A 15465-nucleotide genomic window follows, 5' to 3' on the forward strand; every position below is an offset into this window, starting at 1 on the left:
ATGGTATACTTGTTTTAAAATCAAAAAGGAGAGTTGATTATGGAAATAACAATTGAACATGTAGTAAATGAATTAAAAGGCATACTTCCTGAAGATCGAGTAGTAATAAATATGACAGTACGAGAGTTACATAGTAAAGATGAATCTTACCATAGTAGTAGTTTACCTGATGTAGTTGTTTTTCCAAAAACGACCGAAGAAGTTAGCGCGATAATGAAAATAGCGATTCAGCACGGAACAGCTGTCGTTCCATTTGGAGTAGGGTCCAGTTTAGAGGGACATGTAATTCCTTACGAAAAAGGAATTACAATGGACTTTTCTCTTATGAACAAAATACTTGAAATAAGAGAAAAGGATTTTCTTGTGAGAGTACAGCCAGGGGTGACGCGCTCTCAGCTTAATAAAGAATTGAAAAAGTATGGATTATTTTTTAGTGTAGACCCAGGAGCTGATGCAACGTTAGGAGGAATGGCTGCTACAAATGCGAGCGGAACGACAGCGGTAAAGTATGGGGTAATGCGTGATCAAGTTCGAGATTTAGAAGTCGTTCTTGCTGATGGAGGAGTAATACATACCGGGAATTTAGCAGCGAAGTCATCATCAGGTTATCATTTAAATGGTATTTTCGTAGGCTCAGAAGGAACACTTGGATGTTTCACGGAGTTAACTTTAAAAGTATACGGTATACCAGAACATGTTATGGCTGCGAGGGCATCGTTTCCAACTATAAATGATGCAGTAGAAGCTGTAATTAACATATTACAAGCAGGTATTCCAATCGCGAGAATTGAACTCGTTGATGAATTATCTATGAAACAAGTAAATTATTACAATGAAACAAGTTACAGAGAAGAACCGACACTGTTTTTAGAGTTTCACGGCAATGAAGCAGGGTTAAAGCAAGATATTGAATTTACGAAAGAAATCGTTCTTGATCATAAATGTATAGAAATTGCGTTTGAGACGGAAACAGCAGCGAGAAATAAGCTGTGGGATGCAAGACATAACTTAGCGTACTCTTACGTGCATAGTTATCCTGGTAAAAAGCTAATGAGTACAGACGTATGTGTACCAATTTCGGAATTAGCTGGAGCGATTCAACATGCGAAAGAGGTATTACATAAAGTAGGGCTTATTGGCGGTATTCTCGGTCATGTTGGGGATGGGAATTTCCATGTACTCTTAATGATTGACACAAATGATAAGGAGGAAGTGAAGAAGGCAGACGAAATAAATGAAAGTATCGTTCAGTATGCTCTTAAACGAGGAGGAACGTGTACAGGAGAACATGGCGTTGGAATCGGGAAACGAAAGTATCAAGAAGAAGAACATGGGGCGGCATTATTTGTAATGGAGAAAATAAAGAAAGTTCTTGATCCGCAAAATATTTTGAATCCGAAAAAGGTGTTTCAATTAAAAGATAGGGGCTGAGTGGATGAAAGTACTAGAAGCGATAAGTAATATAGCTGGAAAGTATTTTGCATTTTGGGTTATTTGTATTGCAGCTATTGCATATTTCATTCCCGCGCCATTTCTCGGGTTAACTAGTTACATAACGATTTTACTTGGGGTTATCATGTTTGGGATGAGATTAACATTGAAGGCTGTTGATTTCAAAATCATAGCTACAAAACCATTACCAGTTATTATCGGTGTATGTGCTCAGTTTATTATTATGCCACTTGTCGCATACGTACTAGCCTACGTTATGAATCTGCCAGCGGAATTAGCAGCTGGGTTAGTGTTGCTCGGTTCAGTACCGGGTGGCACTGCATCAAATGTTATGGTTTATTTAGCAAAAGGGAACTTAGCGTTGTCTATTGCAATGACTTCAGTATCAACGTTACTAGCACCAATTGCTACACCGCTCATTCTACTATTACTTGCAGGGCAATGGATGCCAGTAAATGCTATGTCCATGTTTCTTTCTATCGTACAAGTCATTATTGTGCCTATTATTTTAGGACTAGTAGTGAAAAAGTTTTTCCCTCATATCGTTAATAAAGGAATGACTGTTATTCCTTTAATATCAGTTGTAGCAATTATCATAATTGTTTCTGCAGTTGTTTCAGCAAATGTAAGTAGCATTACTTCTTCAGGACTTCTTATCTTTATTGGAGTGATGCTCCATAATGCTTTCGGTTTTTTGCTCGGATATATAACTGCGTTCGTACTTGGACTAGACGAAGGGACAAGAAGGGCTATTTCAATAGAAGTAGGAATGCAAAATTCAGGTTTAGGTGTTGCGCTGGCGACAGCACATTTTGGACCGGTTGCTGCACTCCCAAGTGTATTAGCGGCAGTATGGCATAACATTGCAGGGCCAATATTAGCAACCATCTGGTCAAAAAATACAAAGAATACTTTCAGCGATGAAAATGTATCAATAAATATAGAAAAATAGGAATGATAAATAATGCAAAAACGTATTGTACATTTTGAAGGAATGGTTGTATTTTTAGCCACGATTTATATGTATTCGATATATGAGTTTAGTTGGATTATATTTTTTGTATTCCTTTTAGCGCCGGATATATCAATGTTAGCATATGGGATTAATAATCACGTTGGTGCGAAAATATATAATGTATGTCACACATATATCATATCCATATTAATTGTTCTAATAGGTGTCTATTTTAAGATGGATATCGTTATAATGATTGGCTTAATATGGACAGCACATATTGGAATGGATCGAATGTTTGGATATGGATTGAAATATGAGACGGATTTTAAGGATACTCATATTCAGAGGTTATAAGAAAAAGTATTCATATTTACAGCGGGTCTATTAAAATATTGAACAAAATTCAGTGAATGAATTTCGTTCAATTGTTGAGAAATATATAGATAGATATAAATAATCGAATTATGTTATTTTTATGATAATTAAAAGAAGGAGAGTGGATTTGATGAATATACAAATCACTGGCAATGAATTAATTAATAAGATGCTGAATGATTGGTATCGAGATATTAGAGCTCAACGTATAAGTGAAGCAAAAAAATTAAAAGAAGAGATCGATAAAAAGCTTTATATTATCGAATCAGATATAAAGGTTTCATTTCACTATTATCTGTTAGAATTTCGATATAAAGTGCTAATAGATGGTTTAGGTAATTTGAAAAAAGCTTTTGATAAAATAGATGCATTGCCTAAACCAAATGATGAATATTCTAATTATTATTATTATTTATTCAAAGCCATTCATTATACAATTCTTACTAATTATAGTGAAGCTAGCAACTATTTTGAAAAAGCTGAAGGGTTATTAGAGCATATTTCAGATGAAATTGAATATACAGAGTTTAATTATAGAGTTGCTATATTAAAATACCACTTGCATTACGCATATTCAGCTATTGAATACGCTTCAAAGGCAAGAGATATCTTTGTTAAACAAGCAGGGTATGAAGTGAACATAGCGCTGTGCGAAAATATATTAGGATTATCTTTTTCGGAATTAAAGCAGCATGATAAAGGTGAGGAATATATTGCGTCAGCAATAAACATTTTACAAAAAAATGATGCAGAAATGTTAGTATTAAGAATCAGACATAATTTAGGTTTATTGTATGCGAGTCAAAATCTTTCAGTTTTAGCAATTAGACACTTATCTGAGGTTTCTAAAAAAATGCCTACTCATTATAAGGCAATCTTTTTAGAGGCAAGAGAATATTATAAATTAGGTGAAATAGAAAAAGCGAAGGAATTAATTGAAAGTGGATTGAAGGTTTGTGAGGAATTAAAAAATGATGAATATAGATATCACTTTTTAATTCTAAAGGGATTTTGTCAGCATTTAGAGGTAGAAAAAATAGAAAAAATTATTCTTGAAGGTTTTTCTTACTTTGAAAGAAAAAATTTATCGGAGTATATTCACGAATATACTGAAAGTCTGGCATTAGAGTTTCATAAAGTAGGTAATATAGAAAAAGCAGAAAAGTATTTTTTTATGAGTTATGAAATAAAAAAGAGAATATTTGAAAAAGAAGCATTAAAATAAAGAAAAAACTGGGATTATCTATAATGGGAATAGCAGCTGGAGTTATGGGGTTTTATGGTAGAAGGTCTTTGCAATAAATTAGCTCACAGTGGATATGGTGGAACGTTTATAATTATAAAACCTAATGAAAATCCATATGCTGTCTCTGAAGATACAACGATGCCTGCAAAACAAACCTTCTATTGAACGTGGGTAATTAAACAAGTCACAAATTATAATTTGTGACTTGTTTAAGGTTGGATACTAAATGTGTTGCTTTCAATATTGAAAGCAACTTTTAAGTTTGTGATTAATAGTTAACTTAATAAATTTTGGGTTAAAATAAAAACAAATTTTTAATCAAGTCCCACAAAAAGTACGATAAGGGCGATTCGTCGGTGCAGGCGGAATGCAGTATTCTTCTTGATCTGTAGAATACGCATAAGGATTTGATAAAGCTTCAAGAAGTTTCTCCATTACGCTATAGTCGTCATTTGTAACAGCTGCTTCTAGTGCTTCTTCTACACGGTGGTTCCTCGGGATGATTGATGGGTTATTATTTTTCATCATCTCGTAGGCGTTTTCTTTCGATTCTTCTTGTTTTTCTAATCGAGATTGCCACAGTTTGTACCATTCTTTAAATTCAGGACTATCGAATAGAGGGATATTTTCTAACGTATCAAGAGTTAATGAACGGAATGTATTAGTGTAATCTGCTTTATATTTCTCCATCATTTTTAAAAGTTGCTCAATAAGTGATTGATCTTGTTCTTCGTTGCTAAATAGTCCTAATTTCTTTTTCATTCCAAGGAACCAATTGTTTTCATACTGTACGCTAAATTTCGAAATTTCGTCTTGAGCGATTTTTAGTGCTTCTTCATCATCTTCGTGCAGAATCGGTATTAAAGATTCTGCTAGTCGTGCGAGATCCCATGCGGCCATATATGGTTGATTTCCATATGCATAACGACCTTGTGTGTCAATAGAGCTAAATACGGTTCCTTGGTCGTAATTGTCCATAAATGCACAAGGACCGTAATCAATTGTTTCGCCACTGATCGTTATATTGTCAGTGTTCATTACACCGTGAATAAATCCAACAAGTTGCCATTTTGCGATAAGACTAGCTTGTCTTTTAATGACTGCTTGTAGTAATGCAGTATATCGGTTTTCATGGGATTCAATTTCTGGGTAATGCCTTTTTATCGTATAGTCAGCTAGTGATTTCAGGTCCTCTATTGAACCACGAGCTGCAGCATATTGAAATGTACCGACGCGTATATGGCTACTAGCTACTCTAGTTAAAATTGCTCCAGGTAACTTTGTTTCACGATATGTTGGTTCACCGGTTGTGACAACTGCTAAACTGCGGGTAGTTGGAATATCGAGTGCATACATTGCTTCGCTAATAATATATTCACGTAGCATCGGACCGAGTGCAGCACGACCATCTCCTCGGCGTGAATAGGGAGTAGGGCCAGAACCTTTCAGTTGAATATCGAAACGCTTACCTGAAGGAGTAATTTGTTCGCCAATTAAAAGAGCACGACCGTCGCCTAACATATTAAAATGTCCGAATTGATGGCCAGCATATGCTTGAGCTAATGGATGAGCTCCTTCTGGGAGTGCATTACCAGCGAAAATAGCAATTTCAGCTTCCTTTTTCAGTTCTTCAGGGGTCAAGCCAAGAGATATCGCTAATGAATGGTTTAGTTTAACTAACTCCGGTGAACTTACGGGAGTAGGGGGGATTTCTGTATAAAATGATTGTGGTAAAGTCGTATAACTATTATCTAAATTCCAACCTGTTTCATTATTTTTAGTCATTGTATCTCCTCCTTTTTGTATTTTAAGTTATGTATTTGTACGTATGTATTCTTTGTAAAGTTAACTAAAAGTATAATATAATATTTCCCCTTGCAATCTATTGTAAGGACTTCATTGCACTATGTCTATTTAACAGCAAATTTAAAACCTCCATTTTAAGAAAATGGAGGTTTTTATTATTATTTAATTTTTACAATTATTTTTCCTTTTGCTCTTCCAGACTCTGAATATTCCATTGCTTTTTGCGCATCTTCAAAAGGGAAAACTCGATCGATTACCGGTTTGATTTTTCCGGCTTCAATATAGTTTGCAATAGTACGTAATTGATCCCCGCTTGGCTTCATAAATAAAAATGAATATTGAGCATTATGCTTTTTTTCAAGTGCAGTAAGTTTTTTGCTGGCTAATGAAAATAAGAGAGTTTTAAAGAATCCTGAACCAAATTCTTTACCGAAGCGAGCATTCGGCATACCTGAAACTGAAACAATGTTTCCTCCGCTTTTTATAATATTGAATGATTTTTCAAGTGTTGCACCGCCGATTGTATCAAATACCGCATCATAATTTTTTAGTATATCTTCAAATTTTTCTGTTTTGTAATTAATAATTTCATCTGCGCCAAGAGACGTTACTAAATTTGCACCAGCTTCACTAGCAGTCGTTGTAACAGTAGCACCCATTATTTTTGCTAACTGAATTGCGAAAGTACCAACTCCACCGGATCCAGCGTGAATTAAAATCTTTTGTCCTTTTTGTAATTGCATGATGTCATGTAAAGCTTGATAGGAAGTTAAGCCAACGAGTGGAATCGAAGCCGCTTCCTCAAAACTTAGATTTTTTGGTTTTAAAGCAATATCATCTTCATGAATGGCTATATACTCCGCGAAAGTACCAATCTTATTTTTTCTTGGACGAGCATATATTTCATCACCGACTTTAAAACGAGTCACTTTTGATCCAACCTTCGTGATGACACCGGAAAAGTCATTCCCAAGGATTAGAGGCATTTCATATTTCAGTAACATTTTAACTTTTCCATCACGTATTTTAAAATCAATTGGGTTAATGCTAGCTGCATGAATTTCTGCGAGCACTTCATACTCATTAATTTCAGGAGTAGGTACCTCTGCCATACACATTGGGACTTTTCCATATCTATCAATTATCATTGCTTTCATTTCTTATACCTCCAAGTTTTAATAAAAGTTTTGCAATAGCTTCTCAATATCTAATACAAGATTTTTTAATAAACCTAATTTTGTACGTATATCAATATAATAAAAATTCTTTGTACCTTCTTTTCTCATTAAAATAATGCCAGCTTCTCGTAAAATCTTAAGGTGATGTGATACGGCTGGACGGGAAAGGTGTGTTTGCTTCGTAATTTCTCCTACACGTAATCCTGTTTGACATTCTGTTTCCATTAGCACTAATAAAATAGCTTGACGTGTTTCATCACCAATTGCCAATAATACTTTTTGAGAATCAATAAAATCTTTTTTTATAATATTTAATTGTTCTTGTTTATTCATTTCAATCACTTTGCCTCCAGGTAATTAGTCGAAAGGTTTAAGATGATGAACCATTACTTCGATACGGTAATGCTACATGATTGTTGTACGAGGTGCAATATTGAGAAAGAAAATCGAGACGAATGAATTTTTTATTGTTGAAAATTATAGGGAGATAGAAAAGGGATTGGCAGGATTACATAACAAAATAGATGAAGTTTTAAAAAAAATGATGTAACAATAAAATAAGCGGTCGTAACCTTGTATAATCCATAAGGTTACGACCGCTTATAATGTTTGTATTATTTTTGATTTTTACGATAGAACATGGTTCAACGTAAAGTACGTTCTTTTGTTTTACACTTTCATACAGACACAATTCAGGTGGATTATAGATGTATGAAAAGGTAAAAGGAATTTTGGGGCGTAATCTATCCATATGATAATTCAAAATGAAATATAAGTCTATATTTTAATGTTTTTTTTGATTATATTTATGTCACTGAGCTCAGAACAATGATGTGGAGGGTAAATATATGAAATCGAATTATGTACCAGTTTTAATTGTTGGAGGGGGATTATCTGGGTTAGCGTCTGCGTTATTTCTTGCAAAACATAACATTGAGTACTTACTTATTGAAAGGCATCCGTCTACTGCCATTCATCCGAAAGCAGGCGGTCTTACTTTACGTACAATGGAGTTATTTCGAGAATTAGGCTTGGAAAAAAGAATTAAATTGGCAGGTAAAGCATTAGAGAACTGCAGAGGAAGAATAGCGGTTCATACAATAGCTGAGGCGAATAAAGAAGAATTGGAACAAATGAGAGCGACGCAATACGGAAACGATGAAGAGTTACTTCAAAAAATAGAAAAGATTAGTCCATCAAAACAAACTGCGTGTTATCAAATTATTTTAGAAGAGATGATGTTACAAGAAGCGAAAATATTAGGCGAGCAACTATCTTTTTATCATGAATTAGTTTCATTTGAACAAAATGAAAACGGGGTAAAAGCAACGATTCGAAATCGTGAAACAGAAAAAGAAAGTGTCATACATTGTGACTATGTAATTGCAGCGGATGGAGCGAAAAGTAAAATACGTGAGCAGTTAGGGATTAAAACTGAGGGTCGTGGAACCATTGGTGGCTATTATATGAATATTTATTTTGAAGCTGATTTAAGAGAGCTTATACAAGGAGATGCATTCGGTTTTTCGATGGTACTTCATCCGGAGGTTCTTGGTGCACTTATCCCGGTTGATAACGTAAAAAAATGGATTTATCATGTAGCCTACGATCCATTAAAAGGAGAGGGGCTAGAGGACTTCACTATAGAACGTTGTAAACAAATTATTCAAATAGCAATTGGAAGTACAAATGTTGAATCAAAAATATTAAGTGTTTTACCGTGGGAAGCGGCCGAAAGTACAGCGGTGAAATTTCAAGAAAATCGAATTTTTTTAGTTGGAGATTCTGCACATATTATGCCGCCAACAGGAGGATTTGGTTCAAATACAGGAATACAAGATGCACATAACTTAGCCTGGAAATTAGCGGCTGTTATAAAAGGGAAGGCAAAACCAAAATTGTTAGAAACATATCATGAGGAGAGACACTCTGTTGCAAAATTAACGACAGCTTATGCAAGTAGTTTACTGTTTCGTGCTGCGAATAGAGAGGAAGGCAGTTTGAATAATATGGATGGTTTAGCTGTTACAGTTGGATATCAGTATTGTTCAGAGGCGATTATAGATGATTCAGTCACTCCGCATAGAATGGATAGCATAGAGTTGAACGGAAGACCTGGAACGCGAGCGCCACATTTATGGGGAACGTATGAGGGGAAGAAAGTTTCTACATTAGACTTATTCGGTAACAGTTTTGTATTACTTACAGGAGTAGAAAATAGTTCTTGGGCTGAGGCAGCACATGCTGTTTCAGCTAAATTAGGAATACATCTAAAAGGGTATCGTGTTGGCTTAAGTGGAGACTTTATTGCTCCAGAAGATATTTTTAGTAAATTATATGGTATAGAGAATGGAGGTGCTGTATTAATTAGACCAGATGGCTTTATCGGATGGCGTTCGGAAAAAACGGTAGTAAATCCAGATATAGTATTGGAAGAGGTAATGAGAAATTTATTATGTGATTTTTAAGTAACTACAGAAATATTGTTTTATGTGCTTCACTGTACTGAAAAAAATATTCACAAATTTCAATAGGTTTGATATGATTAAATTCGACAAGTTAATAGAGGCCGGAGATATTTGAGAAAAGCCATAAATTTATTTAGGGACACAGGAGTGTATTCTAAATAATTTATGGCTTTTTTTATTGAATGAACCGTACAAAATAGGGAGTTACATGTGAAAAGGAGGGCTATAGAAATTAAATAGGATAATACTAGTTTTCTATATTAATAATATAGAGAAAGTATATTTGTAAGATTGGAATTTTAATATAGGTTTATAAAAATAATGAAAGTGTGTCTTCTATTTCGTGTAAATCTCATTAGCTTGTTGAAATTTGCAACGTAGGAAGGGTTTGAAGGATGAGAAAGATTATTAGCGTTTTAGTTATTTTCTTTATGACGGGAAGCATCTTTGCTGGGGGAGCTGTTCATGCGAAAGCAGAAGGAAAGCATGAGTGGAATACGAATAAGCTTTTAAATATTGCACATCGCGGAGCAAGTGGACATGCACCTGAGCATACTTTTGCTTCTTATGATTTAGTTAAAAAAATGAAAGCGGATTATTTAGAGTTAGATATTCAATTAACAAAGGATGGCCAATTAATTGCAATGCATGATACAGCAGTTGATCGCACTACAAATGGAACAGGCGAAGTACGCGATAAAACGTTAAGCGAAATAAAGAGTTTAGATGCTGGATCATGGTTTAATAAAGCGTATCCAGAAAAGGCTAAGCAAGAGTATGTTGGGCAAAAGGTTCCAACTCTTGAAGAAATCTTCCAAAAGTATGGAAGAAGTATGAAGTATTATATTGAAACAAAATCACCAGATGTGTATCCAGGAATGGAAGAGAAATTGTTGGCGTTGTTACAAAAATATAATTTAGTAGGCCAAAACATGTCTTCTAGCCGTGTTATGATTCAATCATTTAGTAAAGATAGTTTGAAAAAGATTCATAGTATGAATGAAAATATTCCGTTAGTTCAATTGCTTTGGTATTATCCAAATGAAAACAATGAAATTGTTGAATGGTCTGGCATTACACATGAACCGAAAAGTGTAACAAATGATGATTTTCAAGAAATTAAAAAGTATGCAGCTGGTATTGGACCAAACTTACGTAATGATAACGGAGAACTAATTATTGATGAGTCATATATGAAAATGGCTAGGAAAAATGGACTGTTAATTCACCCTTATACAATTAATGAGAAACCCGATATGAGACTGTTAATCAAATGGGGTGCTACAGGAATGTTTACAAATTATCCGGATCGATTACATAGTGTATTGAAGGAAAAATAAGTGGAAAAGGGTATACCAGTGTTTTAGGTATACCCTTTGTAATTTAACTCCCCGATAAACGTAATCTCTTTTTCATAGCATTCATCTGCATCATAAATAATTTCTTGAAAGTGAAGCGTTTTGAAGGAATGACAAACTGAAATTTCCCATGTCTCCCAAAAATCAATTTCATTTGAAAGAAGAATCCATTTTTGAAATTCACTATCTCTATTAAAGAAATTATGAAAGTAGTCCTCATTTTTAAATATAATGATTTGCGAATCCCACAAATTATTTATAGAAATCAAAACAACAACTCGATATGTATGTGTATCCCTAGGTTTTATATTTATTAAATGATTTGCTTGATTTAATAAGGTTTGAATACATAATCGTTTTACTTTTCTAGGCGTTTTACACGAATCGATAAAAGCTTGAGAAACTGGTAAAGGCATATTCCAGTATTCATCGTTATAGAAAGTAGAAGGGAACGTTTTTGTATGTTCCTCAATTCGCTTTATCATAGTGTTTGTTTTTCGTTTCATACCACGTATTTTCTTTTCACGCATTGCGAGTCATCTCCATAAATTTTTGTAATGCAGCAGAGTGATATATATCTTTTCTAGTAATAAAAGTAGTAGGAACTTTTTTGAAGCTATTTGGTAAAGGATTGAATGATATGTCATGTTTATGACCATTTAAAATAGACTTCATCATAATTGCTATGCCCATACCTGATTTTACACATGCGAGTATCGCTTCAATTGTTCCAAACTCAAATACTCGCTTAGGTGAAATTCCTTCTTCTTGAAGCCAATCTTCTAATAAATTTCTATAATAGCACCCGTGACTAAATGCAAGTAAATTCATGTCTCCTATGTCTTTAAAGGAAGATAAAGGCTTTTTGCTAATGAGAACTAATTCTTCTTCACGAAATATATTTGTATGAAGTTCGGCATGCTGAGTAGAGCCAGCTATAAACGCTCCGTCCAGTTTTCGTTCTAGTACAAGCCTAATTAATTGTTCCGTCGTATTTGATTCTAAAATTAATTCGACTTTTGGGTATTTCTCATAATAGGCCATTAATATAGATGGAAGTCTTACAGGGGTTGTAGATTCTGTACATCCAATTTTTAAAGTGCCTCTTGGTTCGATCCCATTACTTTGAACTGCTTTAACAGATTGATCCATTAAGTGGATAATTTGTTTGGCGTATGTTAATAAAATCTCACCGTTAGAAGTTAAAGTTACACCTTTTCCGTTTCGATAAAATAAAGGCACACCTAATTCGTTTTCTAGTTGTTTCATACGCATTGTTACGCCAGACTGTACATAGTTTAAATTTTTAGCTGCATGAGATATGTTTTTTTCTTTCGCAACTTCGTAAAATACAGTTAAATCTTTTATATCCAAGTATCATCCCTCCAGACAAGGTATCATTTTTTTTGATGGATTACATGATAAATCTTTATTTTATATGATATCAGAACTTTCATACAATGGAAGGGGATGGAGGGATTATTATGTTAATGGAAGAAAGGGTGAATAGTACTTATAAGTGGATTATGTTAATTTTTGCGACGGTTGCTCAAACAACAGCGACACTTATAACGTATGGTGTTGGAGCGTTTGCTTTATTTTGGAAAGAAGAATATGCACTTACAAATACGGAGATTGGATTGTTAGTAAGTGTTGTAAATATGGGACCGCTATTTTGTATGCTTTTTGTCGGGCGGCTACTTGATCAATACAATGAAAAGTTGTTAATTTCGATAAGTTCATTTTTACTAGGAGGTTCGTTTTTACTGACTAATATGGTCAATGGATTTAATGGGTTACTCTTTGTACTCTTATTAGTAGGAACGTTTTATAGTGTTTCGCAGCCAGGAGGAAGTAAGGTGATAATGAAGTGGTTCTCAAAAGAAAATCGCGGGTTAGCGATGGGGATTAGACAAGCCGGTATACCGATTGGTGGTACATTAGCGGGAGTATTGATCCCGTTTCTTACAATAAAATATAATATGGCTTATGCGGTAAATAGCATTGCATGCATTTGTATAATTGGAGGGTTTTTATTTTTTATATTTTATAAGGAACCATATACTCAAGAGAAAGTTAAACAAGAACGTAGTAAACTTTCTTTTTGGATGCAGTTAAAAGAAGTGATGTGTAAAAAAGAATTGTATGCAATTTATATAACTGGCATTTGTATGATTTCATTGCAAATGGTGTTAGTTGCACACTTTATAAAATTTTTAGTATTGGAACAATCAATCACGCCAATTTTAGCTGGAAAAGTATTTTCCGTTATGTTCTTTTCTGGAATGGTTGGTAGGGTTATATTAGCAGCTACTAGTGATTTATTTTATAAGGGGAATAGGCGTACCCTCTTATTTATAACTGTTTGTATTTCTATTTTCTTCATTCTAATATTAGTAATGAGCATACATACAATAATGAATGTATTGTATGGTGTAAGTGCATTGTTAGGGTTCTTTTCAATTGGATGGTTTAGTCTTTTTATAACTGAAGTTGCGGAATCAGCAAGTGAAGAATCGGTAGGGATGACAGTGAGTTTTGCACTTACATTAAATCAAATTGCCATTATTGCTGCGCCTGCTTTATTTGGTTATATTGTAGATAAGAAGGGATATACGTATGCGTGGTTATGCATAGTTGTATTACTAACTATTTCAGCGGTTAGCTTATATAGGAAATATAGAAAATGAAGGAATGTTAGCAATGTAAATTTTTTATGAAGAAAATCTAAAGAAATGTTGAATGAGCGACATTTCTTTTTTTATTTGTTGTATAATCAAAATGTAAATGAGATTCGTTTTCAATTTCGTTCATTACCTCTTTTGAAATTACCTGTAATTTTAGCCATAATTAGCTGTTTTTCTTTATTGTTATTTGCATGATTTATTTTATTTAAAAATTTTTCAGCATCATTTCCTTTTAATGTCATAATCTGTTTTCTGTAATATTCGATTAATAACATGTTGTTTTTTGTTATCCGATAATGAAACATCTTATCATCTAAACGATTGTGTTTATCGGTGTTTTTCATATTACATCTCCATTCTTTTTAGTATGTAACAAATGTTACAAAAGAATTTGAAATTATATTGTAATGCATCCGATTGTATGTTGGAAATTTTGCAAGAAAGAAATACAATAGAGAGTAGTCAAAATTGAAAGTGAGAAAAAGGAATCTAGTTTTAACAGAGTGAATATTAAATAATATTATAATATACTTGATAATTAAAAGATATAAAATAGAATGGATGTACGTTAAGTGAAACTAGATAAAAGAGGGCTCCTAGTATGTTAAAGAAATGGTTAATCATTTTCTTTATTTTTGCTGTTTTTTGTGGAAGTGTTGTTACACTAATACATGCAAATAAAGGAAAAAAATATGATGCAAAGGCATTTTCTAATGTAAATAGTAAGCAAAAAGATGTTAAGCAGGAAATTGATGCGAATGAGAAAAAGCGTTATGAAATTGCAGCTAGAAAACTAGATCAGTACTTAAAAGATAAAGGATTTAATGGGAGTGTTCTTGTAGCAAGTAAAGGTCATGTCATTTTACGAAAAGGCTACGGTTATGCGAATGTGAAAGATCAAGTATTAACAACGCCAAGAACGAAATATCGCATTGGCTCTATTACGAAAACAGTTGTTGCAATATCTATTATGCAACTAAAAGAAAAAGGGAAGTTGAACATTGAAGACAATGTAAATAAATATATCCCATCGTTTCCAGCAGATAAAAACATTACGTTACGAAACTTGTTAACACATACGTCTGGATTACCAGAACAGGGACAAGGTAGTGTTGACGCAGCATCACGGTTAAAATTAGTAACGTGGATTGGGGCACAAACGTTACAATTTCCAGCAGGGACAGGATGGAAATATACAGATTATAATTATATGGTGCTTGCATATATTGTAGAAAAAATATCAAATAAACCACTTGCTGAATATGTGAAAGAAAATATTTTGAATCCTGTTGAAATGCATGAATCTGGAATGGGCGCAACACTCCCAGAAGATATTTTCTTAGCAGAAGGGTATACGAAAAAAGATAATAAGTTAATAGCCACACCTCGCTTAAAAATGAACTGGCTGTATGGTTGTGGTGAAATGTATACGACTGTTGAAGATATGAAAAAGTTAGATGAAGCTATTATGGATGGTAAACTACTTTCTAAACAAAGTGTATCAGATATGTTTTCTGCATCACCTGCAAGAAAATATGGATTTAGTTTCTATATTTACCCAGATTATTATCATAACCACGGTGTATTAGCTGGCTGGAACACATTTAATAATTTTAACTGGGATAAACGAACGTTTGTCATATTATTTTCTAACGTCCAAAATGGTATGAATGATGCATTTAATCAAGAATTTAGGAAAATGGCGAATGATTTAATAGAAGGAAAATAATTATAAAAAATCGGTATTGATATGGAATTATCAATACCGATTTTTTTATTTTGTAAAGTGTTACTTACTGAATAAAGTGAAACTTTACTCAGTGGAGAGGCTTTGTTCATCCCCCACTGAGTAGAAGCCCTCATCAATCGGGCTTTTACGGGCAGCAGGGCCCCCACTTAACTTCTTTGCTTCCGCTGAATTTTGAGGTGGGGGTCTT

General features: G+C 33.7%; 15 protein-coding genes. 9 read left to right on the plus strand and 6 right to left on the minus strand.

Going from position 1 to position 15465, the window contains the following annotated elements; all coding sequences use genetic code 11:
- Positions 1 to 39 precede the first annotated feature (39 nt).
- The 5 genes from QO049_RS19630 to QO049_RS19650 all read left to right on the plus strand — a co-directional run bounded on the left by QO049_RS19630 (position 40) and on the right by QO049_RS19650 (position 4196).
- Positions 40 to 1431, plus strand: coding sequence for an FAD-binding oxidoreductase (locus QO049_RS19630; protein ID WP_000406571.1), 1392 nt, complete (start codon positions 40 to 42; stop codon positions 1429 to 1431).
- Positions 1432 to 1435: 4 nt separating this feature from the next.
- Positions 1436 to 2404 (plus strand): bile acid:sodium symporter family protein, encoded by a 969-nt coding sequence (locus tag QO049_RS19635; RefSeq protein WP_246960801.1) that lies wholly within the window; start codon positions 1436 to 1438, stop codon positions 2402 to 2404.
- Positions 2405 to 2416: 12 nt separating this feature from the next.
- Entirely contained in the window at positions 2417 to 2764 is a 348-nt protein-coding gene (locus QO049_RS19640; RefSeq protein ID WP_246960798.1) for a DUF4260 domain-containing protein, read from the plus strand.
- 151 nt (positions 2765 to 2915) lie between these two features.
- On the plus strand, positions 2916 to 4010 hold the full coding sequence (locus QO049_RS19645) for a response regulator aspartate phosphatase (protein WP_246960795.1): 1095 nt from the start codon (positions 2916 to 2918) through the stop codon (positions 4008 to 4010).
- Between the two features lie 54 nt (positions 4011 to 4064).
- A complete protein-coding gene (locus tag QO049_RS19650; RefSeq protein WP_000229164.1) occupies positions 4065 to 4196 on the plus strand; it encodes a hypothetical protein in 132 nt (43 codons plus the stop codon).
- Positions 4197 to 4349: 153 nt separating this feature from the next.
- Here the strand turns inward: QO049_RS19650 and QO049_RS19655 are convergent, their stop codons facing one another.
- The 3 genes from QO049_RS19655 to QO049_RS19665 all read right to left on the minus strand — a co-directional run bounded on the left by QO049_RS19655 (position 4350) and on the right by QO049_RS19665 (position 7357).
- The gene (locus QO049_RS19655) at positions 4350 to 5816 is read right to left on the minus strand and encodes a protein adenylyltransferase SelO (protein ID WP_016111437.1); all 1467 of its coding nucleotides are present in this window, start codon (positions 5814 to 5816) and stop codon (positions 4350 to 4352) included.
- A 179-nt stretch (positions 5817 to 5995) separates the two neighbouring features.
- Positions 5996 to 6994, minus strand: coding sequence for an NADP-dependent oxidoreductase (locus QO049_RS19660; protein WP_246960792.1), 999 nt, complete (start codon positions 6992 to 6994; stop codon positions 5996 to 5998).
- Positions 6995 to 7012: 18 nt separating this feature from the next.
- Entirely contained in the window at positions 7013 to 7357 is a 345-nt protein-coding gene (locus tag QO049_RS19665; RefSeq protein WP_000571870.1) for an ArsR/SmtB family transcription factor, read from the minus strand.
- A gap of 506 nt (positions 7358 to 7863) precedes the next feature.
- Here QO049_RS19665 and QO049_RS19670 point away from each other — a divergent pair.
- Together QO049_RS19670 and QO049_RS19675 are read left to right on the plus strand one after the other, a co-directional pair.
- Positions 7864 to 9483 carry an FAD-dependent oxidoreductase gene (locus tag QO049_RS19670; RefSeq protein WP_246960790.1) on the plus strand — a complete coding sequence of 540 codons (1620 nt, stop codon included), beginning with the start codon at positions 7864 to 7866 and terminating at the stop codon, positions 9481 to 9483.
- Between the two features lie 395 nt (positions 9484 to 9878).
- Positions 9879 to 10823, plus strand: a complete 945-nt coding sequence (locus QO049_RS19675) for a glycerophosphodiester phosphodiesterase (protein ID WP_001226349.1) — start codon at positions 9879 to 9881, stop codon at positions 10821 to 10823.
- 23 nt (positions 10824 to 10846) lie between these two features.
- On the opposite strand, the gene QO049_RS19680 is transcribed toward QO049_RS19675, so the two are convergent.
- Both QO049_RS19680 and QO049_RS19685 read right to left on the minus strand, forming a co-directional pair.
- Positions 10847 to 11371 (minus strand): DUF3916 domain-containing protein, encoded by a 525-nt coding sequence (locus tag QO049_RS19680; protein ID WP_246960787.1) that lies wholly within the window; start codon positions 11369 to 11371, stop codon positions 10847 to 10849.
- Entirely contained in the window at positions 11364 to 12215 is an 852-nt protein-coding gene (locus QO049_RS19685) for a LysR family transcriptional regulator (protein ID WP_246960769.1), read from the minus strand. The genes QO049_RS19680 and QO049_RS19685 overlap by 8 nt, the downstream gene beginning before the upstream one ends.
- A gap of 110 nt (positions 12216 to 12325) precedes the next feature.
- Here QO049_RS19685 and QO049_RS19690 point away from each other — a divergent pair, with 110 nt between their 5' ends.
- Positions 12326 to 13531, plus strand: a complete 1206-nt coding sequence (locus tag QO049_RS19690; RefSeq protein WP_246960766.1) for an MFS transporter — start codon at positions 12326 to 12328, stop codon at positions 13529 to 13531.
- Between the two features lie 110 nt (positions 13532 to 13641).
- Here the strand turns inward: QO049_RS19690 and QO049_RS19695 are convergent, their stop codons facing one another.
- Complete coding sequence (locus QO049_RS19695) at positions 13642 to 13872, minus strand: hypothetical protein (protein ID WP_246960762.1); 231 nt, start codon at positions 13870 to 13872, stop codon at positions 13642 to 13644.
- Between the two features lie 257 nt (positions 13873 to 14129).
- On the opposite strand from QO049_RS19695, the gene QO049_RS19700 reads away from it, so the two are divergent.
- Positions 14130 to 15257 (plus strand): serine hydrolase domain-containing protein, encoded by a 1128-nt coding sequence (locus QO049_RS19700; RefSeq protein WP_246960759.1) that lies wholly within the window; start codon positions 14130 to 14132, stop codon positions 15255 to 15257.
- The last annotated feature ends 208 nt before the right edge of the window (positions 15258 to 15465 follow it).

It is taken from the genome of Bacillus sp. RB3, assembly GCF_030164735.1.
GTDB classification, from domain to species: Bacteria; Bacillota; Bacilli; order Bacillales; family Bacillaceae_G; genus Bacillus_A; species Bacillus_A cereus.